General features: G+C 57.8%; 32 protein-coding genes. 13 read left to right on the forward strand and 19 right to left on the reverse strand.

Annotated features, from left to right (window positions below; genetic code table 11):
* Positions 1–35 precede the first annotated feature (35 nt).
* From AC2FIO_RS09680 to AC2FIO_RS09690, 3 genes are all read left to right on the forward strand, one after another.
* On the forward strand, positions 36–2,063 hold the full coding sequence (locus AC2FIO_RS09680; RefSeq protein ID WP_496697242.1) for a 2,4-dienoyl-CoA reductase FMN-binding domain-containing protein: 2,028 nt from the start codon (positions 36–38) through the stop codon (positions 2,061–2,063).
* 97 nt (positions 2,064–2,160) lie between these two features.
* Positions 2,161–2,412 (forward strand): hypothetical protein, encoded by a 252-nt coding sequence (locus AC2FIO_RS09685; RefSeq protein ID WP_209224529.1) that lies wholly within the window; start codon positions 2,161–2,163, stop codon positions 2,410–2,412.
* Complete coding sequence (locus tag AC2FIO_RS09690; protein WP_109313618.1) at positions 2,409–2,786, forward strand: hypothetical protein; 378 nt, start codon at positions 2,409–2,411, stop codon at positions 2,784–2,786. Before AC2FIO_RS09685 ends, AC2FIO_RS09690 begins: the two co-directional genes overlap by 4 nt.
* Positions 2,787–2,812: 26 nt before the next feature.
* On the opposite strand, the gene AC2FIO_RS09695 is transcribed toward AC2FIO_RS09690, so the two are convergent.
* Positions 2,813–3,253, reverse strand: a complete 441-nt coding sequence (locus AC2FIO_RS09695) for a DUF4399 domain-containing protein (protein ID WP_282119589.1) — start codon at positions 3,251–3,253, stop codon at positions 2,813–2,815.
* A gap of 228 nt (positions 3,254–3,481) precedes the next feature.
* On the opposite strand from AC2FIO_RS09695, the gene AC2FIO_RS09700 reads away from it, so the two are divergent.
* Positions 3,482–4,387 (forward strand): LysR family transcriptional regulator, encoded by a 906-nt coding sequence (locus AC2FIO_RS09700; RefSeq protein ID WP_282170182.1) that lies wholly within the window; start codon positions 3,482–3,484, stop codon positions 4,385–4,387.
* Between the two features lie 84 nt (positions 4,388–4,471).
* On the opposite strand, the gene AC2FIO_RS09705 is transcribed toward AC2FIO_RS09700, so the two are convergent.
* The 5 genes from AC2FIO_RS09705 to AC2FIO_RS09725 all read right to left on the reverse strand — a co-directional run bounded on the left by AC2FIO_RS09705 (position 4,472) and on the right by AC2FIO_RS09725 (position 8,021).
* Positions 4,472–5,374 carry an OmpA family protein gene (locus tag AC2FIO_RS09705; RefSeq protein ID WP_282119591.1) on the reverse strand — a complete coding sequence of 301 codons (903 nt, stop codon included), beginning with the start codon at positions 5,372–5,374 and terminating at the stop codon, positions 4,472–4,474.
* Positions 5,371–5,943, reverse strand: coding sequence for a peroxidase-related enzyme (locus AC2FIO_RS09710; protein ID WP_282119592.1), 573 nt, complete (start codon positions 5,941–5,943; stop codon positions 5,371–5,373). Before AC2FIO_RS09710 ends, AC2FIO_RS09705 begins: the two co-directional genes overlap by 4 nt.
* Positions 5,944–5,948: 5 nt before the next feature.
* Positions 5,949–6,668 (reverse strand): GNAT family N-acetyltransferase, encoded by a 720-nt coding sequence (locus tag AC2FIO_RS09715; RefSeq protein ID WP_496697247.1) that lies wholly within the window; start codon positions 6,666–6,668, stop codon positions 5,949–5,951.
* Positions 6,665–7,387, reverse strand: coding sequence for a competence/damage-inducible protein A (locus tag AC2FIO_RS09720; RefSeq protein WP_496697249.1), 723 nt, complete (start codon positions 7,385–7,387; stop codon positions 6,665–6,667). The genes AC2FIO_RS09715 and AC2FIO_RS09720 overlap by 4 nt, the downstream gene beginning before the upstream one ends.
* Positions 7,388–7,457: 70 nt before the next feature.
* Positions 7,458–8,021, reverse strand: a complete 564-nt coding sequence (locus AC2FIO_RS09725) for a TetR/AcrR family transcriptional regulator (RefSeq protein ID WP_496697251.1) — start codon at positions 8,019–8,021, stop codon at positions 7,458–7,460.
* A 99-nt stretch (positions 8,022–8,120) separates the two neighbouring features.
* On the opposite strand from AC2FIO_RS09725, the gene AC2FIO_RS09730 reads away from it, so the two are divergent.
* The gene (locus tag AC2FIO_RS09730; RefSeq protein WP_496697253.1) at positions 8,121–8,876 is read left to right on the forward strand and encodes an SDR family NAD(P)-dependent oxidoreductase; all 756 of its coding nucleotides are present in this window, start codon (positions 8,121–8,123) and stop codon (positions 8,874–8,876) included.
* 39 nt (positions 8,877–8,915) lie between these two features.
* Positions 8,916–9,632, forward strand: a complete 717-nt coding sequence (gene sfsA, locus AC2FIO_RS09735; protein ID WP_496697255.1) for a DNA/RNA nuclease SfsA — start codon at positions 8,916–8,918, stop codon at positions 9,630–9,632.
* A gap of 26 nt (positions 9,633–9,658) precedes the next feature.
* On the opposite strand, the gene AC2FIO_RS09740 is transcribed toward sfsA, so the two are convergent.
* Positions 9,659–10,474 carry a class I SAM-dependent methyltransferase gene (locus AC2FIO_RS09740; RefSeq protein WP_496697256.1) on the reverse strand — a complete coding sequence of 272 codons (816 nt, stop codon included), beginning with the start codon at positions 10,472–10,474 and terminating at the stop codon, positions 9,659–9,661.
* A 200-nt stretch (positions 10,475–10,674) separates the two neighbouring features.
* On the opposite strand from AC2FIO_RS09740, the gene map reads away from it, so the two are divergent.
* The gene (map, locus tag AC2FIO_RS09745) at positions 10,675–11,487 is read left to right on the forward strand and encodes a type I methionyl aminopeptidase (protein WP_058274999.1); all 813 of its coding nucleotides are present in this window, start codon (positions 10,675–10,677) and stop codon (positions 11,485–11,487) included.
* On the opposite strand, the gene AC2FIO_RS09750 is transcribed toward map, so the two are convergent.
* The 4 genes from AC2FIO_RS09750 to AC2FIO_RS09765 are packed head-to-tail and all read right to left on the reverse strand — an operon-like array spanning position 11,475 to position 14,080.
* The gene (locus tag AC2FIO_RS09750) at positions 11,475–11,654 is read right to left on the reverse strand and encodes a hypothetical protein (protein WP_058275000.1); all 180 of its coding nucleotides are present in this window, start codon (positions 11,652–11,654) and stop codon (positions 11,475–11,477) included. The two genes, map and AC2FIO_RS09750, sit on opposite strands and share 13 nt — an antisense overlap.
* 23 nt (positions 11,655–11,677) lie before the next feature.
* Positions 11,678–12,313, reverse strand: a complete 636-nt coding sequence (locus AC2FIO_RS09755) for an HAD family hydrolase (protein WP_496697258.1) — start codon at positions 12,311–12,313, stop codon at positions 11,678–11,680.
* A gap of 1 nt (position 12,314) precedes the next feature.
* Complete coding sequence (gene rsmD, locus AC2FIO_RS09760; RefSeq protein ID WP_058275002.1) at positions 12,315–12,872, reverse strand: 16S rRNA (guanine(966)-N(2))-methyltransferase RsmD; 558 nt, start codon at positions 12,870–12,872, stop codon at positions 12,315–12,317.
* Positions 12,869–14,080, reverse strand: coding sequence for an NAD(P)/FAD-dependent oxidoreductase (locus AC2FIO_RS09765; RefSeq protein ID WP_496697261.1), 1,212 nt, complete (start codon positions 14,078–14,080; stop codon positions 12,869–12,871). The genes rsmD and AC2FIO_RS09765 overlap by 4 nt, the downstream gene beginning before the upstream one ends.
* Positions 14,081–14,179: 99 nt before the next feature.
* Between AC2FIO_RS09765 and AC2FIO_RS09770 the strand changes: the two genes are divergently transcribed.
* The 4 genes from AC2FIO_RS09770 to AC2FIO_RS09785 all read left to right on the forward strand — a co-directional run bounded on the left by AC2FIO_RS09770 (position 14,180) and on the right by AC2FIO_RS09785 (position 15,717).
* Positions 14,180–14,665: a peroxiredoxin gene (locus AC2FIO_RS09770; RefSeq protein WP_058279067.1), complete on the forward strand. Its 486-nt coding sequence runs from the start codon at positions 14,180–14,182 to the stop codon at positions 14,663–14,665.
* Between the two features lie 103 nt (positions 14,666–14,768).
* Entirely contained in the window at positions 14,769–15,014 is a 246-nt protein-coding gene (locus tag AC2FIO_RS09775; RefSeq protein ID WP_109313633.1) for a glycine zipper 2TM domain-containing protein, read from the forward strand.
* 10 nt (positions 15,015–15,024) lie between these two features.
* Entirely contained in the window at positions 15,025–15,375 is a 351-nt protein-coding gene (locus AC2FIO_RS09780; RefSeq protein WP_234999173.1) for an EF-hand domain-containing protein, read from the forward strand.
* Positions 15,376–15,408: 33 nt separating this feature from the next.
* Complete coding sequence (locus AC2FIO_RS09785; protein ID WP_058279069.1) at positions 15,409–15,717, forward strand: hypothetical protein; 309 nt, start codon at positions 15,409–15,411, stop codon at positions 15,715–15,717.
* Here the strand turns inward: AC2FIO_RS09785 and AC2FIO_RS09790 are convergent.
* Genes AC2FIO_RS09790 through AC2FIO_RS09805 form a run of 4 tightly spaced genes read right to left on the reverse strand, consistent with a single transcriptional unit; the run spans position 15,714 to position 18,456 of the window.
* The gene (locus AC2FIO_RS09790) at positions 15,714–16,007 is read right to left on the reverse strand and encodes a 4a-hydroxytetrahydrobiopterin dehydratase (RefSeq protein ID WP_496697264.1); all 294 of its coding nucleotides are present in this window, start codon (positions 16,005–16,007) and stop codon (positions 15,714–15,716) included. The genes AC2FIO_RS09785 and AC2FIO_RS09790 overlap by 4 nt on opposite strands.
* A complete protein-coding gene (locus AC2FIO_RS09795; protein ID WP_496697266.1) occupies positions 16,004–17,191 on the reverse strand; it encodes a GNAT family N-acetyltransferase in 1,188 nt (395 codons plus the stop codon). Before AC2FIO_RS09795 ends, AC2FIO_RS09790 begins: the two co-directional genes overlap by 4 nt.
* 45 nt (positions 17,192–17,236) lie before the next feature.
* Positions 17,237–18,004 (reverse strand): glycerophosphodiester phosphodiesterase family protein, encoded by a 768-nt coding sequence (locus AC2FIO_RS09800; RefSeq protein WP_496697268.1) that lies wholly within the window; start codon positions 18,002–18,004, stop codon positions 17,237–17,239.
* Entirely contained in the window at positions 18,001–18,456 is a 456-nt protein-coding gene (locus AC2FIO_RS09805) for a RidA family protein (RefSeq protein ID WP_058275010.1), read from the reverse strand. The genes AC2FIO_RS09800 and AC2FIO_RS09805 overlap by 4 nt, the downstream gene beginning before the upstream one ends.
* Before the next feature lie 291 nt (positions 18,457–18,747).
* On the opposite strand from AC2FIO_RS09805, the gene AC2FIO_RS09810 reads away from it, so the two are divergent.
* Together AC2FIO_RS09810 and AC2FIO_RS09815 are read left to right on the forward strand one after the other, a co-directional pair.
* Positions 18,748–19,575: an MlaA family lipoprotein gene (locus tag AC2FIO_RS09810; protein ID WP_082649379.1), complete on the forward strand. Its 828-nt coding sequence runs from the start codon at positions 18,748–18,750 to the stop codon at positions 19,573–19,575.
* The gene (locus tag AC2FIO_RS09815) at positions 19,565–20,164 is read left to right on the forward strand and encodes an MlaC/ttg2D family ABC transporter substrate-binding protein (RefSeq protein WP_496697271.1); all 600 of its coding nucleotides are present in this window, start codon (positions 19,565–19,567) and stop codon (positions 20,162–20,164) included. The genes AC2FIO_RS09810 and AC2FIO_RS09815 overlap by 11 nt, the downstream gene beginning before the upstream one ends.
* A 71-nt stretch (positions 20,165–20,235) precedes the next feature.
* Here the strand turns inward: AC2FIO_RS09815 and AC2FIO_RS09820 are convergent, their stop codons facing one another.
* From AC2FIO_RS09820 to AC2FIO_RS09835, 4 genes are read right to left on the reverse strand one after another with little or no spacing between them, the layout of a single operon-like run.
* Positions 20,236–21,333: an ABC transporter ATP-binding protein gene (locus AC2FIO_RS09820; protein ID WP_058275012.1), complete on the reverse strand. Its 1,098-nt coding sequence runs from the start codon at positions 21,331–21,333 to the stop codon at positions 20,236–20,238.
* 3 nt (positions 21,334–21,336) lie between these two features.
* Positions 21,337–22,236, reverse strand: a complete 900-nt coding sequence (locus tag AC2FIO_RS09825; protein WP_058279072.1) for a carbohydrate ABC transporter permease — start codon at positions 22,234–22,236, stop codon at positions 21,337–21,339.
* Positions 22,229–23,101 carry a carbohydrate ABC transporter permease gene (locus AC2FIO_RS09830; protein WP_058275014.1) on the reverse strand — a complete coding sequence of 291 codons (873 nt, stop codon included), beginning with the start codon at positions 23,099–23,101 and terminating at the stop codon, positions 22,229–22,231. The genes AC2FIO_RS09825 and AC2FIO_RS09830 overlap by 8 nt, the downstream gene beginning before the upstream one ends.
* Before the next feature lie 57 nt (positions 23,102–23,158).
* Positions 23,159–24,403, reverse strand: coding sequence for an ABC transporter substrate-binding protein (locus AC2FIO_RS09835; RefSeq protein ID WP_058275015.1), 1,245 nt, complete (start codon positions 24,401–24,403; stop codon positions 23,159–23,161).
* Between the last annotated feature and the right edge of the window lie 53 nt (positions 24,404–24,456).

Raw genomic sequence — 24,456 nt, forward strand, 5'->3', positions numbered from 1 at the left:
ATCTAGCGTCGACAAATCGGGAGGGAGAGTTCGCCATGACTGCGTACCCAAATATGCTGGCCCCGCTGGATCTGGGCTTTACGACTTTGAAGAACCGCGTCCTGATGGGGTCGATGCACACAGGGCTTGAGGAAACCGGCGACTGGAACCGTGTGGCCGAATTCTATGCCGACCGCGCCCGTGGCGGTGTCGCATTGATGGTGACAGGCGGGATTGGCCCGAACTTTGAAGGATCGGTGCTGCCCGGCGCGTCGATGATGACCAATGACAAAGAGGTCGCGAACCACTCCATCGTGACACAGCGGGTGCACGACGCGGGCGGCAAGATCGCGATGCAGATCCTACATGCGGGTCGCTATGCCTATGGTCCGAAATGTGTGGCCCCCAGCCCGGTGAAATCCCCGATCTCGCCCTTCCCGCCGAATGAGCTGGACGAGGAAGGTATCGAGAAACAGATCAGCGACATCGTGAACGCTGCCGTTCTGGCCCGGAAAGCGGGTTATGACGGGGTCGAGATCATGGGGTCCGAGGGATATTTCCTCAACCAGTTCATTGTGAAACACACCAACAAGCGCACCGACCGTTGGGGCGGGTCCTATGAGAACCGCATGCGCCTGCCGATCGAGGTCGTTCGCCGCACGCGCGAGGCCGTGGGCACCGATTTCATCATCATCTACCGCCTGTCGATGATCGACTTGATCCCGAACGGCTCGACCCATGAAGAGGTCGTTGAACTGGCCCAGCGCATCGAAGAAGCCGGTGCCACGATCATCAACACCGGCATCGGTTGGCACGAAGCCCGGATTCCGACCATTGCCACCAGCGTTCCTCGTGCGGCCTTTGCCTGGGTGACAAAAAAGCTGATGGGCAAGGTTTCGATTCCGGTCATCACCTCGAACCGGATCAACACACCCGAGGTCGCCGAAGAAGTCCTGTCGACGGGTTGCGCTGACATGGTATCTCTGGCCCGTCCGATGCTCGCCGATGCGGATTTCGTCAACAAGGCTATCGCAGGTAACGCCGCACAGATTGCGCCGTGCATCGCCTGCAACCAGGCCTGTCTGGACCACACATTCAGCGGCAAGTTGACCTCGTGCCTTGTGAACCCGCGCGCCTGCCATGAGACCGAATTGGAAATCACCACAGCTGAAGCGCCAAAGACGATTGCCATTGTCGGCGCCGGCCCCGCGGGATTGTCCACCGCGATGACCGCAGCCCAGCGCGGACACGACGTGACCCTGTTCGATCGCGCCTCGGAGATTGGCGGCCAATTGAACATGGCCAAGCAGGTTCCGGGCAAAGAAGAGTTCTGGGGACTGGTCGATTGGTACCGCACCATGATGACCGATCTGGGTGTGAAGGTAGAGCTGAACCGCGAAGTCATCGCTGACGACCTGACCGGCTTTGACGAGGTGGTCATCGCCACAGGTGTCATGCCGCGCGATCCGCAAATCCCGGGTCAGGATCGGGACGACGTCATCAATTATATCGACGTGCTGCGCGAAAAAGCGGATGTCGGTAAGTCAGTCGCCGTGATCGGTGCGGGAGGCATCGGGTTTGATGTGTCCGAGTTTCTGCTGGAAGACGGCCACAGCGTTACCACCGACCTGCCCGCATGGATGAAGGAATGGGGCGTCACAGACCCGGCCGAACACCGCTCGGGTCTGGCACCTGAGGGTCCGCAACCTGCGGCACCTGCGCGTGAGGTCACTCTGTTACAGCGCAAGAAACAGGCGCATGGGAAAGGTCTGGGTAAAACAACCGGCTGGATTCACCGCGCTACGCTAAAGATGAAGGACGTCAATTTTGTGGGCGGTGTGAATTACGAGCGCATCGACGAAGACGGCCTGCATGTCAGCTTTGGTGAGGAACGTGCCGACCCGACCGTGATAGCCGCGGATACCATCGTTCTGTGTTCTGGTCAGGTATCCGAGCGCAGTCTGGCGGACGCGCTGATCGAACGGGGTATCACCCCTCACGTGATCGGCGGCGCGGATGTGGCGGCAGAGTTGGATGCTAAACGGGCGATCAATCAGGGGACGCGGTTGGCGGCTACGTTCTGACGCCATTGTCACAATTGCTCTGACGAAAGCCGCTTCGAAAGAGGCGGCTTTTTTCGTGCTGCTTGACTCTATTGTTACTTATGTACATATGTACTTCATGAGTCAAAAAATTGAACGCACCCAAACGGGAATTCGTATTGAAAAACGCCTGCTGAAAGTCCTCAAGGGGCTGGCAGAGTCGCTGGACATGACCCTTGGCGATCTGATCGAGGGGATTGCTCTGCATAGCTTTGAGAACAAGCCAGCGTTTTCCGAGGAAACGCTGGAGAAGATCAAACAGCTCAAAAGTGTCTACGACCTCGACTGGACAGCCGAGGACAGCCACCGTTTCAAGGAGGACGGAGAATGAGCACCGACATCACCAGCGCGTTTGAGGCACACGCCATCGATAACACAACGTTCGGACATGCCGAACATGTACAGGTCGCATATGACCTGCTGCGAAAGTACGATTTCATCGATGCTGCAGCGATCTACGCCAAAGGGATCCGAACACTTGCGGCCAAAGCCGGCGCCCCGGATAAGTTCAACCTGACGATCACTTACGCATTCATGAGCCTGATCGCAGAGCGTCTTGCCAGTTCACAATCCAGTACTTTCGAGGCATTCATTGCGGAAAACCCCGATTTGATGGCCAAGACCGCCCTCAGCCAATGGTATCCACAAGAACGGCTGAATTCGGCGCTGGCGCGCCGTATTTTCCTATTGCCCGACGTGGCATAGTTGCCTGCGCCGCGAAGGCACGTCGGCTACTCGACCGTTATCGTGATCACCTGGGACACAATAGGAGGGGAGTGTGGCACATGCCCGGCATCGCCCAGCACCAGTTGCAGCGTGTGTGCACCAGGGGCCAATTCCGTTGTCACCTCGGTCTGTCCCCCGCCGAAATGCAGATGGTTGTCGTCCGCAGGCAGACCATAGGCCAGCTCGTCCACACCGTCCTCGCCCTCACCCAATGGCGGGCGGTCGATCAGCAAATGGTGGTGCCCGGTATTTTCCACCTCGGTTCCGGCGGGGGCCACGCCCATCCCGCTTAGCCCAAAGACCACGGTCACCGGCGATGAAACCGTGTCGCCATCCGACAGGTTTACAAAATAGACCCGTGCGTCTGGGTTCGACGGCGTCTCGCCACCAGCCCATACAAGGGTTGCGGACAGACATATGGCTGCGATGGTATAAATGGCTTTCATGATCTCCTCCGTGGTCACAAATTTGCCATTGTCACCCTAGCATATCTGGCCGAAATCACCCAAAACCCTTGGCTTACAGGCTTTGTGGCCATCTAGGAAACCATCGTTTCCGCGTTTCCCATATGCAAACGATCCGAATTGAAACCCTGATATTATCCCATGTCCGCCCTGTTTCCGCCTAGATTGGACGTCAGGTTGGAAAAAAGGACTAAGACCTGGGGAATGAGAATGGACCGACTGACCGAAATGGAAGCCTTTGCCAATGTGGTGGACCAAGGTGGCTTCACCGATGCGGCCAAGAAAATGGGCATTTCCAAATCGGCCGTGTCAAAGCATGTTTCCAGCCTCGAGGCCCGTCTGGGCGCACGGCTGCTGAACCGCACGACCCGGCGCGTGTCGCCGACGGAAATTGGCCTGGCATATTACGATCGCGCACGGCGCGTTCTAAATGATGCGGGCGAAGCTGATGCGCTTGTGACCTCGATGCAATCCGCTCCCTCGGGTCTGCTTCGGATCAGCGTTGCAACGGATTTCGGCGTCAATCATCTGTCTCCGGTTCTGTCGGATTTTCTGGCGGCCTTTCCTGATATCACCGTGAATATGGTGCTGAACAACCGCTACGTCGAGTTGATTTCAGAAGGGTTCGATGTGGCCGTCCGGATTGGTGAGCTGGAAGACAGCACCCTGCGCGCCCGTAAACTGACAGAAACTGTCAAGCGGATGGTCGCAGCGCCCAGCTATGTCGAGAAATTCGGCCGACCGCAGAAAATTGACGATCTGAACGAACACAAGCTGCTGCATTACTCCAGCCAGTCTTCTGGCAACGTGTGGAGGCTGACCGCGCCGTCGGGTGAAAAAAGACAGGTTCGCACCGCAGGGTGGCTGAGCGTGAACGATGGGCAATCCCTGTTGAACGCCGCCATCTCTGGTCTGGGGATCGCATATCTACCCAGCTATCTGTACGCAGAAGCGCTGAAATCCGGTGCCGTTGTGGATGCGATGCCATCGCTTCCGGACGAGGTGCAGGGCGTCTACGCCGTTTACCCGCCCGGACGCTTTACACAGCCCAAGGTGCGGGCATTCATAGATTTTCTCGTCGATGCCTTTCACGAAAAAGGCCCGATGGACTGGTGAATTAACCTCGGTAAACTGTACGGCCCGCGCCAATTGCGTGGGCCCTTTTTTTTGCAGATCATGATTTGGTCTGCACCGCAGGCTTTAGTTGATCAGCAAGACCGCCTCGACCCGGCGATTCAAGTCGCGGCCTTCCGGCGTGGCATTCGAGGTGAGCGGGGCCAGATAGCCGATCCCGCGCGCTTCGACCCGGTCTGCCGCGATCCCATGCGCCTCGATCAACCGGGCACGCACGGCCTGCGCACGGCCGGTACTGACCGAGATATTGGCATCCAGCGCGCCCGTGTCATCGGTGTGACCCACAAGTGCCAGCCGGATGTTTGGGTTTTTGTCCAGAAACTCCGCAACCAATTTCAGCGACGCAAAAGGCCCTTCGCCCAACGTCATCTCTCCGGTACGGAAATGAAGATCTTCCAATATTGCATGGCCGTTTTGCTCCAATTCGGCCAACAGGTCGCTGGACGACGTGACTGGCTCGTCGATCACAAGCGGCGGCGGAGCCTCTGCACCCACCGGTGTGACGCGGATCATCTGCACATACCCGTCAGGCGGATTGCGGCTGACCAGCAGGCTGACCACATTGCCCCCCCGAATGGCGGACAAAAAGCGAAAGTCCTGAATGGCCACATACATGTCCGGTGTGGGCACGACTTCGGTGCCAAATCGAAAATCGAACCCGCCACACGTTTTGGCCTGACACTCAAGCAGGATCTCGTACCCCTGCGCGGCGATCTGATCCCGCAGCGGCGCCAGCAATTGCAGCGTGGTGCTAGAGCCCGATTGCAACCGCCACGTTAACCGCTCGACCTTTCCTTCAACCTCTCTTGCGGGCACCGCACCGTCAACGAAAGGGCCGATTGGCAGCTCATAGCTGTCCAATTCACTCGTCCGGTCGCTGACCAGCCGTGCGCCAGAGGGCAACGTCAGGTTCTGTGCAAGACCCTGACTGGCCATCATCATCAGAAAAAGGACTGCGGTTCGTATCATCGGGCCTGCGTATGGTATTCGTTGTTCGGGGCCATCGCTGTTGCGCTGGCCACCCGGTTCGACATGTTGAAAAAGCCGGTCACATTGGCAATGTCCCAAATGTCCCGGTCGCTGAAACCAACATCGCGCAGATGTTGGCGATCAGGTTCTTCGATCTCGGTACTGGCGGTCGTCATCTTGGCAGCAAAATCCAGCATGGCGCGCTGACGATCGACCAGAGGGGCCACGCGGTAGTTCATAACCAGCATCTCGCCCAATTGCGGATTGCCCGACAATTGCCGAACAGCTGCACCATGGGCCACCAGACAGTAAAAGCATTTGTTGATCGCGGACACGACCACCGCAATCATTTCGCGTTCCAGTTTTGACAACCCGCTGTCGCCCAACATCAGGTCGTTATAATTCGCCGTAAACGCGTTCAGCTTCTCGATGTCGAACGCATAAGCCTTTAAAACATTGGGCACAAAGCCCAGTTTTTCGACACAGATATCAAAGTATTTCTGCGTCTCAGGCGGCAGCGGATTCACCATCGGCAGGTCCAGCGCGGTGGGCAGGGTTTGGTCGGTCACGGTGGTCACTCTCCTTGGACAAGCTGACGGTAATGGTATTCTCCGGTGATCTCCATCCCGAGCGCATGGTAAAGACCATTTGCCCCGTCATTGGCCTTGGTGCAGATCACGCTCAGCGTTTTTGCGCCGTTCTTCTGCGCCCAGATTGCAGCCGCGCGCATAGCCCATTTTCCCAAGCCCTGACGCCGGTGGGCTGGCAGGATTTCCAGCGCATGGATCATGGCGACGTCGTCGTGAATGGCGACAAAACCGGTCCCCGCCGGGTGATCGGAATGACGCAGGAATATCCCCGTTTTCGGTCCCTCGGCCCGGTCCATGATAGCCAGCCGCTCTGGCCCGATACCGCCTTGCGCCCAGATCTCGTTCATGATCGCCAGTGGACTCCAGATGGTAAAGGCGGTGACCCGAGGGATGGGCGTATCGGTCAGGTGGTCGACCGGGCATTGGTAGATGTTGACGGGATCAAGAATGTCATAGCCCCGATCCGCAAGCTGCTGATCCAGCCGTTCGTCGCCCGGTCGCAAGCAGAATATGGGCCGCTGACCCATCGCGCGCATCGCCCCTTCAGCGGCTTCAATATCCGCGTCGGTCGCCGATGCCAGAGCGCTACCTGCGGAAACGCGTGAGCCACCACCCAACCCTTGTCGCAGTCGAATTGGGCCAATTGTTTCGGACCGAGCCGCCGGCCATGTGCCGTCGACAACGTCGGCCCAGTTCGGGCTCAAAGCTCCAGCTCTTTTGCCAACCGGGTCGTGGCCGCATCGACCTGTGACCCGTTCGTGCCCCGAACCACCACGTTAGAGCCGAATACACCATTTACCTGAAACGGATAGCTGCCGATGGCGAGATCAGGGTAATCCTCAGCCAAAGCCGAGAGGATTGAGGCGATATCACCTTCACCCCGATTGATCCGCAGCGTTTGCGACAACAGGGGATCGCCACCGGTCAGCTTTGGCAGAACGCTGGCGACCATGGCCTGAAAGATTGTGGGGATACCCGCCATGACGTGCACATTGCCAAGGGTGAATCCCGGCGCGGTTGAGACCGGGTTGTCTATCAATGTCGCACCTTCCGGAATACGTGCCATCCGCAGGCGCGCGGCGTTCAGTTCCAGCCCCGAATTCTCATAGTGTCGCTCCAGCAGCGCGCGGGCGTCGGCGCGCACGTCGATCGAAGCACCAAAGGCCCGGGCAATGCAGTCGGCCGTGATATCGTCGTGGGTCGGGCCTATTCCGCCACTGGTAAACACATGATCAAAGCGGTCCGACAGGGCGCGCACGGCCTGTTCGATGGCTGTGGCGTCATCGCTGACCATACGAACCTCTTTAAGATCAATGCCCTGTTTGGTCAGTTCCTGCGCAAGGTAATGCATGTTCGCATCCCGGGTGCGACCCGACAGGATTTCATCCCCGATCACAAGCATTGCTGCGGTTGGGTTCGGCATGACCTGTCCTTTCCTGATATGGCACAGGCCGCAAGATATCGTTCCTGCTGAACCTCGCAAGGCCCGTTTGTCATTCTCGCAACGCTTGGGCGGGCAAATCGGCAGTGACGCGTTGGAACAGGTCCATATCGTTCATCGACCGCGCCAGGATCATCGCCCCTTCCAGGCGGGCAATCGTTTCCCCTGCTCGGGCTTCAGGATTTGCGGCGCCAGCAGCCCGGAATACCGTTTCAAGCCATACGAGGTTGCGCTCGAAAAACTCGCGCGTCCGTCTGGCGACCGGGTCCGGCAACCTTGCGAATTCAGCACCGAACATACCGCACAGGCACATCAGATCCTGTTCAATCAGCGCTTGCCGATACGCTGCCACATATTGTTCAAGAGATTCCAAAGGCGTGGCTTCGTCCAACCGCCCCAACGCCCCCAGGAACCGATCAGTGTACCGGGTCACCAGCGCCTCGCCCAAAGCTTCCTTGGTGGGAAAATGGTAGTGAATGCTGGCCGATTTGATGCCGATTTCAGACGCGATGTCGCGAAAACTGAAGGCATAATACCCGCCTTGCCGCGCCATACGCTCGGCCACATCTAAAATACGGCTGGCAGTTTCTGACAGGGGTTTTTCCGTTTTGGGCATCTGCTCATCAATCTATAATTTACCTACCACTAGATAGGGGGTTGAATTTCAATTTCCAAGCTCAATATATCTATCTATCAGTAGATAGGGAATCTAATCATGACACAGACAACAACACTTATCGTCGGCGGATCCAGCGGAATGGGTCTGGCCACAGCGCGCCAAATCATAGCAAGCGGCGGGCACGTGACCCTTGTCGGGTCATCCGCTGGCAAGCTGGACACGGCGAAAGCGGAACTTGGCGGCGCCGCGGACATATACCGCGCGAACCTGCGCGACGCGGCAGACGTCGAAAGGCTGATCAACCAGATCAAATCGGACACGCGTCACATTCAGGGATTGGTGAATGCAGCCGGGACATTCGCGCCAAAACCGTTCATGGAACACACCGCCGAGGATTACGATAGCTATCTGGACCTGAACCGCGCGACCTTTTTCATCACGCAGGCCGTGGCCGAAAACATGAAAGCCAACGGAGGCGGAAATATCGTCAACATAGGCTCTATGTGGGCAAAACAGGCAGTTCGCGCCACACCGTCCTCGGCCTATTCGATGGCCAAGGCCGGACTTCATTCCCTGACGCAGCATCTGGCAATGGAGCTGGCGGAACATAAGATCCGAGTGAACGCCGTTTCTCCGGCGGTGGTGGTGACCCCAATCTATGGTGCCTTCATCGCACCGGACCAGATAGAGGCGACCTTGACTGGTGCTTTCGACGCTTTCCACCCGATCGGCCGCGTCGGTCGGCCCGAGGATGTGGCGCATACGATCACCCATCTTCTGTCCGATGATGCGGGTTGGGTCACCGGGGCAGTCTGGGATGTGGATGGTGGCGTAATGGCGGGCCTCGTCTGACACTTCCCATACGGACGGGCGCGCGTTAAGCCGGGTGGCATGAAGTTTGCCACCCCATTGATCCCCGCCCGCCTGATCCGCCGCTACAAACGCTTTCTGGCCGATTGCCAGTTGGAGGACGGGTGTGAAGTAACCGCCCATTGCGCCAATCCGGGGTCAATGATGGGTCTGGCGGAACCCGGCGAGAAGATCTGGTTGGAACCCAACGATGACCCGAAGAAAAAACTGAAATACGGCTGGCGTCTGGTCGATCATGAGAACGGGCATTTTACCGGTGTTGACACCTCGGTGCCCAACAAAGCCCTGCGCGCGTCCCTTGAGGCCGGTGAAATACCTGAGCTTGCGGCCTATGAAACCGTCCGTCCCGAGGTGAAGTACGGCGAAAACAGCCGTATTGATTTTCTGCTGACGCAACCTGGCCTGCCCGACGCCTATGTCGAGGTCAAAAGTGTGACCCTGTCCCGTGAGCCCGGCTTGGCAGAATTCCCCGACAGCGTTACCGCGCGTGGCACCAAACATCTGGGTGAGTTGTCGGACATGGTGGCGCAGGGACATCGCGCGATCATGCTGTATCTGGTGCAGCGCACGGATTGCGATCGGTTTGGTTTGGCGGCGGATATAGACGCGGCCTATGCGGCGGCATTTGAGACGGCACAGGTGAAGGGTGTCGAGCGATTGGTGTATGGTACGCAAATTTCGCCCGACGGTGTTTGGGTGGATACCACACGGTTCGGGGACTTTAACCTGCCCGGGTAATATCACTTGCCCCCGTCAGGTCCGGTTCACCCCTTGTTTCGGCATTCGAACTGGGTTGCTGAAAGGGGCATCACCATATCACTGGCCTCAAATCTGGACCGCAGCGCCAACAGCATTTCGGCCACAACCGCATCCGGATCGACACCTCCGCGCGCTCTGATTTCGTCAATCAACGGATTTCCATACACCAGGGCTGTCGCAAATTTCTCAAGGTCGGCGATTGGTTTGTTCAACCTGATGGTTTCGTGCGTAACGGTCCCCCAACCTGCGGCCGCAAGGTCCGCGTGTACGACGTCGGGGTCGCCATAGTGGAACGGGACCTTGTAGAATCCCGGTGGGTTTTCGGGAAAGAACGTCATCGCCGCTTTGTGAGCTGTCTCGGAAAACGGGTTTTCGGACATATCGCTCCAGACGTTGAAAACGTACCGGCCACCTGGCTTCAGAACACGGGCAGCTTCGCGATATGACGCAGTTTTGTCTGGAAAGAACATCACGCCAAACTGGCAAACGATCAGGTCAAAACTGTTGTCTTCGAAGGGCAGTTCCATTGCGTTCGCTTGGACAAACTCGACATTCTCACTGCCGGAGAACTTTGCTTTTGCAATCTCCAACATGGGCGGATTAAGGTCCGAAACCGTCAGCGAAACAGACGGGTTTAACGCGTTGCGCAGCTTACGGCTGACAATTCCCGTTCCTGCGGCAAGCTCCAGAACGCGACCCGTTTCAAGGCCGTCACACAGCCCGGTTAACCTGTCGGCATAGTCTACGAAAATGTTCGGTCCCAGACCCTGATCGTAATGGTGTGGAATTTCACCGATAAAACTGGCAGAATTGCTGGACATTTTGACCCTCCAAAACGATCTCACTGGGAAAGAACAACATTCTATCTGAAATTATGATTTTGAGCGAATTTGATAGACTTTGCAGCCTTGATCCGGGGGCGTTCCGCGCCATCTAACACTCGCAAACGCGCACCCTCTGGAACTTTCTGCACAAGCAGCGTAAAAGGCAGGCTGCGCGCAACATTTGGAGCTTAGCGTCGATGAAAGAACATCGTGGCCGTCTGACCAAGGACGGCATCCGCATTTACGAACAGGGTGACTTTGCCGGCATGCATGCGGCAGGGGCCTTGGCCGCGCGGATACTCGACGATATTGCAGAACATGTCTTTCCGGGCCAGACCACTGGCGCGATTGATGGCATGATCACGCAGATGGTCGAGGATGCAGGCGCGACATCGGCAACAATTGGCTACAAGGGCTATCAGCATGCCAGCTGTATCAGCGTGAATCACGTGGTCTGCCACGGCATTCCCGGCGACAAGAAGCTGAAGGATGGCGACATTCTGAACATCGACGTTACGGTCATCGTAGACGGCTGGTTCGGCGATACTTCGCGCATGTATGTTGCGGGCAAACTGCCCCGCAAGGCTGAGCGTCTGGTCCAAGTGACACATGATGCCCTGTTCAAAGGCATCGAGGCGGTCAAGCCGGGCAACACCTTCGGTGATATCGGCCACGCCATTCAGGCATATGTCGAGGCGCATCGGATGAGCGTCGTGCGCGATTTCTGTGGTCACGGCCTGGGCCGGGTATTCCACGCGCCGCCAAACGTGCTGCACTATGGCCGTCCGGGCACTGGCGCGGTTCTGGAAGAGGGCATGTTCTTTACCATCGAACCGATGGTGAACCTTGGCCGTCCTGAGACGAAAACACTGGCCGATGACTGGACTGCGGTGACCCGCGACAAGTCGCTGTCTGCGCAGTTCGAACACTCGGTGGGTGTGACGGCTGATGGTGTCGATATCTTTACCCTGTCACCGGGCAATAAATTCCATCCGACCTATTCGTCCTGATCGGCGGCCTGCTCGCGCAGCAGTTTCAGCAGCAATGTCTCCGTGCCCCACGGCGTAATCGCGTCGTGGATGAACACAGGCGCGCGCAAAGGCTTGGGCGCGGGTCCGGTGTGGGTTTCAGCGGCGTCGGAAGGGGTCCAGAGCGGTGGAGTCAAAGCGCGGTCCATAAGCCGAGCTTACCACGGTCAAGTCAAATTCCCAAAAGGGCTGGAACCTCGGCCATGTCGGTGAAAACCTCTGCTCCGAGGTCCGCCAGAAATGCACCTTTTCCATCAGGCACATAGCCCAGGCAGCGCATATTGGCACGGATTGCTGCGGTAACGCCGCTGGCACTGTCTTCAATTACAACTGGCGCGGTGGCCTCAAATTGACGGGCTGCTGTAAGGAACATGGTGGGGTCAGGCTTACCGACTCCCAAAGTGTAGGCTGAAAACATCACATCCTTGAAGCGATCCCAAAGACCATTCTGCCCCAGCGTGACTCGCATTTTGTCAGGCCCGCCATTGGACGCCACGCAGAAAGGAATTCCGCGCGCATCCAAGAGCGTCAGCAATTCCGCTACACCCGGAACCAAAGGAACACCCTGACGCAGTCGGGCGTCGGTTTCGGCATCGAATTCCATAATCCAGTTCTCGGGCAGGTCGGCCCCCAAATCGCGCGCGATATCCTGCACTTCCGGCATGGTCCTGCCGGTGAAAACCCTGTGGCACTCCTCCGCCGTCAAGGACAGTCCATGTCGGGCAAAGTTCGCAACCATCACCTGATTGGACAGGGGCTCACTGTCGACCAAAACACCATCGCAATCGAAAATGACCAGGTCGTGCATATCAGACCTCTGTCCGCCACATCAGCGAAATATGCGTGTCGCCATACTTTCGCGCATTGTGCAGGTCAAACCCTTCGGGCGCTTCCATGGGGGCGTTTTCTTCCCAGACGATCAAGGCGTCTTTTGCCAGCCACCCCCCTTGAGTGACCGTCGCAAGCGCCTTTTGTCCCAGGCTTTTGCCGTAAGGCGGATCAAGAAAAATCAGATCACAAGGCGTGCCCGTATTGTCACCCAACCGTGTCGCGTCGCGACGGATTAGATCGGTACGATCCTTGCTGTGGGTCAGATCAATGTTCTTACGGATCAGTCCCTGAGCCACACGCCCGTCATCCACGAACGTCACATGCGCCGCGCCGCGCGACAGCGCCTCAAGCCCCAGTGCTCCGGTGCCGGCGAAAAGGTCCAGAACACGCAGCCCATCAAAGTCGATCTGATGGCTCAGCACATTGAACAGGCTTTCACGCACACGGTCAGTGGTGGGACGCAGATGCGCCCCGGCATCTCCTTTGCCGACCGAGGCCAAGGCGCGACCTCGGAACTCTCCGGCGATGATCCTCACGCTTTGAGCAGCGGTTTCAGGTCCGCGTCTGGGTCGGCCACGACGGCCGGGTCGGCCGTTTTGCCCGCGTCTATCAGGCGTTTGCCGACCATGTAAGCGCGCGGGTCGTTCATGGCGTCGACCGCGATCAGCTGGTCGCCTTTGTAGTACCAGAAGGACACCGTCTGCCCGTCACCCTTACGGGTCACCACGCTGTCATAGCCGGTGTTCAGACCTGCGATCTGTAGTTTGACGTCATACTGGTCCGACCAGAACCACGGCGTCGCCACATAGTCTTTGGCGGCACCCAGCATGTTCTGAGCAACGATCTCGGCCTGATCGATGGCATTCGGTACACTTTCCAGCCGGATACGGCCGCCGCCATGCGGGAAGGACGCACAATCGCCTGCGGCCCAGATCGACGGATCAGACGTGCGACCATGAGCGTCCGTTTTGATGCCGTTGTCCAGCTCCAGCCCAGCCATCTCGGCCAGTTGGGTCGACGGTGCAATGCCCACACCAACCACGACGAAATCAACCTCAAGCTTGGTGCCATCACTCAGAATGGCCCCGGTGACCTTGCCGTCTTCGCCGACCAGACGATCCAGCCCGACGCCTTCACGAATGTCGGCACCGTATTCGGAATGCAGATCACGGAAGTAGTCGCTGGTTTCCGGTGCTGCGACGCGTTGCAAAATCCGTTCCGCCATCTCGACCAGAGTAACCTTGACCCCGCGCTTGGCACAGACGGCGGCCGCTTCAAGCCCGATATAGCCACCACCAACGATCAGGGCGCGGGCGCCCTCTTTAACGCGGGGCTCCATCTCGTCGATATGGGTCAGGTCGCGCACGACATGGACGCCTTCGAGATCACCGCCAATGGCAGCAGGCAGGTAACGCGGGTCGGAACCAGTGGTCAGGGCCAGTTCGTCATAAGAAATCACCTCATCGCCCAGGGTCACGGTCTTGGCCTTGGGGTCGATCGCAGTCACGCGCTGACCCAGACGCAGGGGGATGTTGTTTTCGGCGTAGAAACTTTCGGGGCGTAGGAACAGGCGTTCAAGCTCCATCTCTCCCAGCAGATAAGCTTTGGACAGTGGGGGACGCTGATAGGGCAGATGCTGCTCGGCACCGATCAGCGTGATATCGCCTTCAAACCCGTCCTTGCGCAGTCTTGCAACAAGAGATGATCCCGCCTGCCCGGCTCCGATCACAACAATATGGCTCATGTTCGTCCTGCCCTGTCAACTTCCCGTGGTTTCATTCTCTGGCTCACCTATATTGCGGCTGAGGCCGACTCTGCAAATCCAATCGACAGGAGGAACAAGATGATTTCAACCGGTGATACGCTTCCCGACGCAACGTTGACTCAAATGGGGGCAGAAGGGCCCGAAGAGGTTCGGATTTCAGACAAGACCAAAGGCCGCAAGGTTGTGATCTTTGCAGTGCCCGGCGCATTCACGCCGACCTGCCACTCGGCCCATGTGCCCAGCTTTATGCGCACCAAGGAACAGTTCGACGCCAAGGGCGTGGACGAAATCATCTGCGTCTCGGTCAACGACCCCTTTGTAATGAGCGCATGGGGCGAAGCCACTGGCGCGACAGGCGCAGGCCTGACCATGCTGGCCGACGCCGCATCCGAATTCACCAAGGCCATTGGCATGGATTTCGACGCCCCGCCCGTCGGCCTGCTTGCGCGCTCAAAGCGCTATGCGATGTTGGTCGAAGATGGCAAAGTCGTTGCATTGAATCTTGAAGAAAACCCAGGTGCCTGCGAGATTTCCGCGGGCGAAGGTCTGCTTGAGGCTATCTAAGTCACTCGGGCCCCGGTACAGCCGGGGCCACGTTAACCCTATTTCACTTGATGCAACTTCCTGATGTGTCGATACTTGCCCCATTCATTCAGGGAGTTTTTTGATGAAGCTCAAAGTCATCACAGTCATTCTGGGTGCTGCAGGCGCGCTGGCAGCGTGTGGCCCGGCCCCGACACCTCAACAGCAGCAAGCACGACAGCATGAGATCGCCTGCCTCGGCGGCACACTAGGCGGCGCACTGATCGGCGGGGCGATTGGCAATCAATTCGGCGGTGGGTCCGGCAAAGACATCCTGACCGCGGCCGGGGCCGTCACGGGCGGTGTCTCGGGCCAGCGTTACGCGTGCTGAGGAGAGAATGATGATGAAAACAGCTATTCTAACGACAACGATCATTCTGGCGGCCAGTGCAACCTTGGCGGAAACAGTTGCTGAACTGCACGAAAAGGAACTGAACGCCATTGATTCCAACAACGATGGCTTCCTGTCCAAGGACGAGTTCAACGCCTTTTCGGATTATGCTTTTCAGGCCATGGACGAAGACAAGAACGGAACGCTGGGTCTGGAAGAAGCCAAGCCGTTTCTGGACATAAAGCGGTTTCAAAACGTTGACCGCAACAACGACAGCTTTATTTCACGATCAGAGTATGACCAGCAGATGGGCGATGATTTCCTGGCCGCCGATCAGGACGGAAACGGCCAGTTGGATTGATCGCACGACCGGGCTGAACGATAGGAGTGTGGTATGAAAAAGTGGATAGCCCTCGGCATTCTGGGGTTTCTTGCCGCCTGTGATGCGCCGCAGGCCCCCGTGGTGACCGGACCGAACGGACAGCCCCAGATCCAGATCAGTACTTCGGGCCTGACGTGCTATGATACGCGATGTTTGGACATCAATCCGGCGGCGCGCAGCGTTCGTTCGGTTGGGAATCGGACAACCGGTATTCCACGAGACATCGACGTCAGCAACGGCACGGTCACACCCGCCGATTTCCGTCGTCTGGGTGAAATAGCTTCTCTGGCCGGCGGCATGGGATCCAGAGGAGACCGTTAAACGAGGCTGTCCATTTTACGCGCCAACTTGGCATCCAGCGCTGACAAACCGCCCACATCATGGGTGGACAGGACGACCTCGACCGCGCGGTACACGTTTGACCATTCGGGATGGTGGTTCCATTTCTCGGCAAAGATCGCCACCTGGGTCATCCAGCCAAAAGCATGGACAAAATCTTCGAATATGAAGGTCTTGGTGATTGCGTCCCGGTCCGTGACCATGGTCCAGCCGTTGTCGAACAGCGGATCAAGAAGAGGGCCGCGTGTCTCGGTCGACAATAGTTCCGTCATTGCTGTTCCTCCGGATTCGATTTTCTGAACGGACCGTAATCCGTCAGAATCTCGATCTCTTCTCCCACTGCGTGGGCCTCGGCGTCCAGATATTTCTTGATCGCATCGGCAAAGCCCGGGTCATTGACCCAATGCAAGCTATGCGTGCGCGTGGGCAAGTAACCGCGCGCCAGCTTATGTTCACCCTGTGCGCCTGCTTCTACCCGTGCCAGATCTTCCGCAATGGCAAAATCGATCGCCCTATAATAGCACAGTTCGAAATGCAGGCAGGCGTGATGCTCAGTGCAACCCCAATACCGGCCAAAAAGCGTTTCGCGGCCGATGAAATTCAAAGCCCCTGCGATAGCGTATCCGTCCCGTTCAGCCAGCACCAAGGCCATGTCGCCTGCCATGGTTTCATGCGCAATATCAAAGAATTGGCGGGTCAGATAGGGAACGCCCCATTTACGGGACCCGGTGTCCTGATAAAACTGCCAGAAGGCATCCCAGTGTTCGGGGCGCAGGTCATCCCCTGTCAGAGTGCGGATTTCGCCGCCAAAATCGATGGCCTGCGCGCGTTCTTTGCGGATATTCTTGCGCTTGCGCGATGACAACGCCGCAAGAAATCCGTCGAAATCTTGATATTCGTCATTCAGCCAGTGAAATTGCTGTGACTGGCGCAGCATAAGGCCCATCTGCTCACCCGCCAGCGCCTCGGCTTCGGTGCAGAAGGTTGCGTGGACCGAAGACACCTGATTATCCGCAGCCAATTGCACCGCCCCCTGCACCAGCGCAGACATGCCAACCGAGTCATAGCCGGGGCGCACCAGAAAACGCCGACCTGTTGCAGGGGTGAACGGTACGGCGATCTGCAGCTTGGGATAATAACGACCCCCGGCACCTTCATAGGCATGCGCCCAGTTGTGGTCGAAGATGTATTCGCCCTGACTGTGGGATTTGGCATACATCGGCGCCGCCGCGATCAGCATCCCGTCCAGATAGGCCGTCAGGTATTGCGGTTGCCAGCCAGTTCCGCACCCGACCGAGCCGCTGTGCTCAAGTGCCAGCAGATACCGGTGGGTGGTGAACGGATCAAGCGGACGGCCGCCATCGGCAACCTCGGGGCAGGCGCAGCTGTCCCATTCCGCCGCAGATATCTGCGACAGCGAGCCCAGCACCCGAACCTCGATCTGTGCCTGATCCATTTGCCCTCCGCCTCCGATCTTTATCTGTGACGTTGCAGGGCTGGTTCAACCCGGTTGTGCAGCCAGATACCCTTCGAACGTCACATTGTTCGCAACTTCGCGGGCCTCTGCCTCTTGTTCAGGCGACCGCACAGTCCAGCACAGGATCGGTACACCGCGTGCCTTCAGTTCGGCCACGCGGGGGCGGTCAAGGTCTTCGACCTCATGGCTGATGAAACTGGCCCCGACACGGTCGAAATCCGGAATGTCGCGCAGGTGATCACAAACACTCTGAGATAAAAGCTCGACCTTGGGCTGGTACGATCCTGTCACGATGCCACGCGGCAGATGCGGTGCCAGCCGCGCCAGTTCAGCGACCGAGTTGGGATTGAACGACATCAATGCCACCGGCCCATCGTAACCTGACAATGCACGTACGGCGTCTTGTTCCAGCGGGCCCACTGATGTGCCCATCGCGCCGTCCTGATCCTTGAATTCGATCAGCAGCGGTACTTTGCCTGACACGATGTGCAGCACCTCATCCAGCGTCGGGATGCCATCGTCCGCGTGCAACAGCGTGGTGCCTGATGCCTGAACCGACGTGATCAGCTGGATCGGGCCGGGCTGTCCGGTCAGGCGGGTCATGTCATAGTCATGAAACACCATGGCCCGGTTGTCCGAGGTCCGTTGCAGATCAATCTCGATCCCATACCCGGCGTCCACGGCGGCGCGAATGGCCGCCCGGCTGTTTTCCGGGCGGTTGTCCTGTTTGTCGTGCAGCGCGCGATGCGCCAACGGGACTTGAAGGAATACGTCAGGCAGCGCGGGCGTCATTGAACTTCGAAGATACCTTCGATCTCAACCGCGACGCCCAAGGGCAGTGCCGCCGCACTGACGGCCGAACGCGAATGGCGACCTGCATCACCCAGCGCTTCGACCAGAAAGTCTGACGCACCGTTGATGACTTGCGGCTGCGCGGTAAAATCTGCCGTCGAGTTCACAAACCCGGTCAGCTTGATGACGCGCACCAACTTTTCGATATCGCCACCGCAGGCCGCTTTGACCTGGGCCAGAAGGTTGATCGCACATACCTTGGCCGCAGCAGCGCCTGCTTCGACTTCCATGTTGTCGCCCAGCTTGCCAGTGATCAGATCATCCGCCTTCGAGATCTGCCCCGAGACATAGACGATATTGCCCACGCGCACGAAGGGCACGTAGTTGGCCGCCGGCGCAGGCGCGTCCGGTAGGTTGACACCCAAGCTTTCCAGTTTCGCCGCGATGCTCATGAGGTCTCCTCCCAAATTTGAGTCGGGGCGAAGCTAACCGGGAAGGCAAGGATCGAAAAGTGCGAAAACGGCGATGTGACCTGTACCGGTTGTGGGCGTAACTTTTCTTATTCTGAACTGTTGAACCCGTGTCACTTTACGTTGACCTATTCGGCGGGTTAAACGCTATCTGTTTCATATTGGTGGCGAAACGCCTATGTGACTTTGGGTAGGCCGGGCACAACGGCCAAAAAGAGTATTGATTAAGTGTTCGGGCACGGACTGTCCGAACGTTTTGGAGTGGCAAAGACCGTGTTGAGCAGAATCAGCCTAAAACCCCTGATCGTTGTGTCCGTATTGGCAGTTCTCAGCGCCTGCACCACACGCCCTCCGGAGGGTGTTCAGCAGGGTGAAGCATTTGATCCGTATGAACGCAACAACCGGGGCATCCACAAGTTCAACCTTGGCGTCGACCGGTTTTTGTTTCGTCCGGCCTCGAAAGGGTACGTAAAGATCGTGCCCGACCCGATGGTGACCAGTTTCAACCATTTTGCCGAAAACCTGACGATGCCGGGCCAAGCCGTGGATTACCTGCTGCAAGGCAACCTTAAGCAGTCGGGCAACGCACTGCTGCAGTTTGTGATCAACACGACCGTTGGTGGTCTGGGGTTGTCAGCCCCTGCCGACGAACTGAACCTTCCGCCTGTGGATACCGATTTCGGTGAAACGCTGCACGTCTGGGGTTTTGGCGAGGGCGCTTATGTCGAGCTGCCGCTCTATGGCCCGTCAACGCAGCGGGACTCGATTGGCGTTATCGTCAACCTGTTCTCGAACCCGATCAACTTCTCTCCGGTCCGTCCGGTCGACAATATCGGTGTCTATGCCGAGGTCGTGCGCCGGATGGGCGATCGGGGGCGTTTTTCGGACACGGTCGACTCGATCTTGTATGAAAGCGCCGACAGTTATGCGCAGGCGCGGACCATTTACCTACAAAATCGCCGCTTCGAACTGGCGAGAGACGACGAAGAAACCTATCTGGGTCTTTACGACGACCCTTATGCAGACAATGGGACCGACCCTGTCAGAGATCCCTATCTAGACCCATACGAGGACCCCTATGAGGACCCCTATGCCGAGTAACCAAATGAACCGACGCGGTTTTGTCGCCACTGGCCTTGCCGGTCTGGCACTGACCGCCCTGCCTTTTTCCGCCTTTGCCCAGACTGAAGCCAGCGCCAAGGCTCTGGTCGTCAGTGTCGTGGATGACATCAACCGCATCATCGCCTCGGGCAAATCCGAAAAGGCGATGATCCGCGATTTCGAAAAGGTCTTTGTGCAATATGCCGATGTGCCGATCATGGCACGTTATGTGCTGGGGGCGGACGCCCGTTCGGCCAGCCCGTCGCAGTTGAAGCAGTTCACCAAAGCGTTTCAGGGCTATATCTCGAACAAATATGGCCGGCGTTTCCGCGAATTCATTGGTGGGCAAGTCACCGTCCGGAAGGCCCGGAAAATCAAGGCCGGTTACGAGGTACGCACCTCGGTTAAGCTGCAGGGCTCGTCCCCGTTCGAGGTGACATTCCTGGTTTCGGACAAATCAGGCCGCGACAAGTTCTTCAACATGTTCATCGAAGGGGTGAATATGCTGCTGACCGAACGAACCGAGGTTGGCGCGATGCTGGACGCCCGCGGTGGGGACTTAAACCGTCTGATCAAGGACTTGAGTTAGAACAAGGTCAGCTGACCCAGTTCAAACGCAAAGAAACGCCGCGCGAACTCAATCGCGCGGCGTTTTTTCTTTTAATTCAGGCGCTCGCCGGTTTCTTTGGCGAAGTACGATACTTTACTCATATCAAACGCCAAGTTCAGCATCTTGCCCGCTTGCGCGCTGGTTTCGGCATGTAACCTTGCGGTCACCTGCTTGCCGCCCAGTTCTGATACGACATAGGTGTCGGCCCCTGCAGGTTCGACCATATCGACCATGCACGCCGCTTCCTGCACGCCATCACCCGCACGGAAACCCGCCTCGGCGATATCCTCGGGGCGCAGGCCCAGGATTACATCCTCGGGCAACGCCAGATCGCGCGCATCGTTCAGAACCAGCGTTTCGCCGGCATCGCGCGAGATGACGATTTGTGTACCCGACCCGTTTTTGGTGACCTGCGCAGGGATCAGATTCATCGCCGGCGAGCCCATGAAATCAGCGACAAACAGATTGGCCGGGTTGTTATAAATTTCGGCCGGGCTGCCGATCTGCTGCACGATACCGCCCTTCAAGACCACGATCTTGGTGGCCAGCGTCATCGCCTCAATCTGATCGTGGGTCACGTAGACGATGGAAGCGTCCAATGTCTGGTGCAGCTTCTTGATCTCGGTCCGCATCTCAACCCGAAGCTTGGCATCGAGGTTCGACAGCGGTTCATCAAACAGGAACAGCTTGGGATCGCGCACCAGCGCCCGGCCCATCGCCACACGCTGACGCTGACCACCGGATAGCTGGCTGGGACGACGGTTCAGCAGTGGCTCGATTTGCAACAGCGAGGCCACATCGTTCAGCTTGGCCTCCTGCGTTGCCTGATCAACCCCGCGCACCTTCATGCCGAAAGTGATGTTCTTGGCCACGCTCATCGTCGGATACAGCGCGTAGGATTGGAACACCATCGCGATGTCGCGGTCCTTGGGGCTGACATGGGTCATGTCTTTGCCGCCAATCGCCAGTGTCCCGTCGGTGATTTCCTCCAATCCCGCAATGCAGTTCAGCAGCGTGGATTTACCGCAGCCCGAGGGGCCGACCAGCACCAGGAAATCACCCGGTTCGATCGAGATGTTGATGTCCTTCAGAATTTCGGTTGCGCCGTAATTCTTGTAGAGTTTGTTGATATCAAGGATGGGAGCCATGGGTTATCCCTTCACAGAGCCAGCGGTCAGGCCGCGGATGAAATACTTACCGGCAACGACATAGACGAGCAGCGTCGGCAGCCCCGCGATGATCGCGGCGGCCATGTCGACGTTGTACTCTTTGACGCCGGTGGTGGAGTTTACGATGTTGTTGAGCGCCACAGTCACGGGCTGCGTGCCCGCCTGGCTGAACGACACGCCGAACAGGAAGTCATTCCAGATCTGCGTGAACTGCCAGATCACTGTCACCACGATGATGGGCAGCGACAGCGGCAGGAAGATCGACCAGAAAATCCGCAGAAAGCCTGCCCCATCGACCCGAGCGGCTTTGGTCAGCTCGGCCGGAATGGTGACATAGTAGTTGCGGAAGAACAGCGTAGTGAAGCCAAGGCCATAGATCACGTGGACAAAGATCAGGCCCGGAATGGTTCCGGCGATCCCCATCATGCCCAGCAGCCGCGCCATTGGCAGCAGAACAACCTGAAACGGAATAAAGCAGCCAAACAGCATCAGCGAGAAGATGATGTTCGCGCCTTTGAACCGCCACTGCGCCACGACATAGCCGTTCAGCGCACCAATCAGGGTGGACAAAAACACCGCAGGCACCGCGATCAGGACAGAGTTCCAGAAGTAAGGCCGCAGACCTTCACACTGGATACCGGTACAAGCGCCGGACCACGCGGTTTTCCAGGCATCGAAGCTGACTTCGCGCGGCAGTGAGATCAGCGACCCAGTGCGAATTTCCTCAAGGCTTTTCAACGATGTGGTTAACATCACGAACAGCGGCATCAGGTAGTACAGCGCGAACAGGCCCAGCAGGACGTAAAGCAGCCAACGAAGGGCAATCTTGCCTGTGGCGCTCTGCGAGCGGGTTTGGGTTTGGGGCATCGACAGATCAGTCATTTTTCGCCCTCAGCTCTGAATAAAGATATGGAACCACGATGGCAAAGACGACCAGCATCATGATCATCGCGGAAGAGGCCGCCTGACCGATATCGCCGCGCGAAAACGCCATGGCATACATGTATGTGGCTGGCAGATCAGTCGCGTATCCCGGACCGCCACCTGTCAGCGCGATGACAAGGTCAAAGCTCTTGATCGCTAGGTGGGCCAGCACGATGAAGGCAGAAAGGAAAATCGGTGCCATCGACGGTATGATGATCGCCGTATAGATGCGCCATGTGGGGATACCATCGACTTGAGCGGCTTTGATGATTTCACCATCCACCGAACGAAGCCCGGCCAGAAACAGCGCCATAACAAAGCCCGAGCTTTGCCAGATCGCGGCAATCACAATGGTGTAGATAGCGTAATCGGGGTTCACCAGCCAATCGAATTCGAAATTCGGAAAGCCCCAGCCCTGCACCATGGATTCAATGCCCAGACCTGGGTTCAGGATCCACTTCCATGCGGTGCCGGTCACGATCATCGACAGTGCCATCGGGTACAGATAGATGGTGCGAATAACCCCTTCGACGCGGATCTTCTGATCCAGCAGGATGGCCAGCAACAGCCCCAGCACCATCGCGATCACGATGAACAGCGCGCCAAAGATATACAGGTTGTTGATTGCCGTATCCCAGCGAGGGGAATCGAACAGGCGTTCATACTGAATGAAGCCATGGATCTCGTATTTCGGCAGTAGTTTCGATCGGGTCAGCGACACCCATGCGGTCCATCCGATAAATCCGTAGACAAAAATCAATACGGCGATGAACGACGGTGCCAGCACCACCTTGGGCAGGTGGTTTTCCAGCCATTCGGACATTTTTTCCTCCGGGGAAAAGTGCTCTGCCCCTCAGCATAGGGGGCAGAGCGTTTTGGATCAGTAGCTGTTGGCCACCGCGTCCGCCAGTTGCTGAACCGCGTCAGCCGAGGACATATCCGAGTTGAAGTGCGCGGTCACAACGTCGGTGATCGCACCGGACTGCGACCCGCGCAGCGCCATGCCATGGGCGTAAGACGGCAGCAGGGAACCACCTGCCGAGGTCGTACCCATGTCTTCTGCCGAGATTTTCGCACAGATATCAAAGGCATCCAGCGCTACGTCGGTCCGTGCAGGGATCGAACCCTTGTTCAGGTTGAACACTTCCTGGAAGTTCGGTGCGACGATCAGTTTGGCCAGCAGTTCCTGGCCGGCGCGGTTGTCGTCACCTTCGACTTCGAACATGGCAAAGCTGTCGACGTTGTACAGATAACCGTCACCGGGGGTCGAGGCACACAGGAAATCTTCGCCGGGCTTCTTGCCAGCGGCCAGGAATTCACCTTTGGCCCAGTCACCCATGATCTGGAATGCGGCCTCGCCATTCATCACCATGGCGGTGGCCAGGTTCCAGTCGCGACCCGAGAAGTTCTCGTCAACATATCCACGCATGGTACGCATCTGGTCAAAGACCTGTACCATTGTGTCCGACGTCAACGCTTCGGGGTCGAGATCGACCAGGGCTTTCTGGTAGAATTCTGGTCCACCAATACCCATGACAACCGCCTCAAACACGGTCGCGTCCTGCCAGGCCTGACCACCGTGGGCCAGCGGGATCACACCAGCGGCCTGCAGTTTTTCGGCTGCTGCGTTGAACTCTTCCCATGTGGCGGGCATTTCGATGTCGTTTGCCGCCAGAACATCAGCATTCGCCCAGATCCAGTCGATGCGGTGCACGTTCACGGGTGCAGCGCACCAAGTGCCTTCGCACATCATATGGCCCGCGATTGACGCAGGCAGGACATCCGCCCAGCCTTCGGCCTCGGCAACGTTCGAAATGTCGGCCAGAACGCCTTCTTCGTACCATTCCTGAATGGCAGGGCCTTTCAGCTGAACGGCGGTCGGCGCATTACCGGAGAGAACCCGGGCACGCAGCGCGGTCATTGCCGCATCACCACCGCCACCCGCGACGGGCATGTCGGTCCAGGTGCCGCCGTTCGAGGCGAATTCTTCCTGCAGAACGGCAACCGACTTGGCCTCGCCACCCGAGGTCCACCAGTGCAGTACTTCCGCCTGCGGCTCGGCCACAACGGACGATCCGGCCACAACGGCCAAAGTCGAAACGGTGGCAAATGCAAAACGCTTCATTTTTTGTCTCCTCCCTGAGAACTCAGTGACTGCCAAAGCAGCGATGGCGCTAT

The sequence above is a fragment of the Ruegeria sp. CDSB086 genome (genome assembly GCF_059611065.1).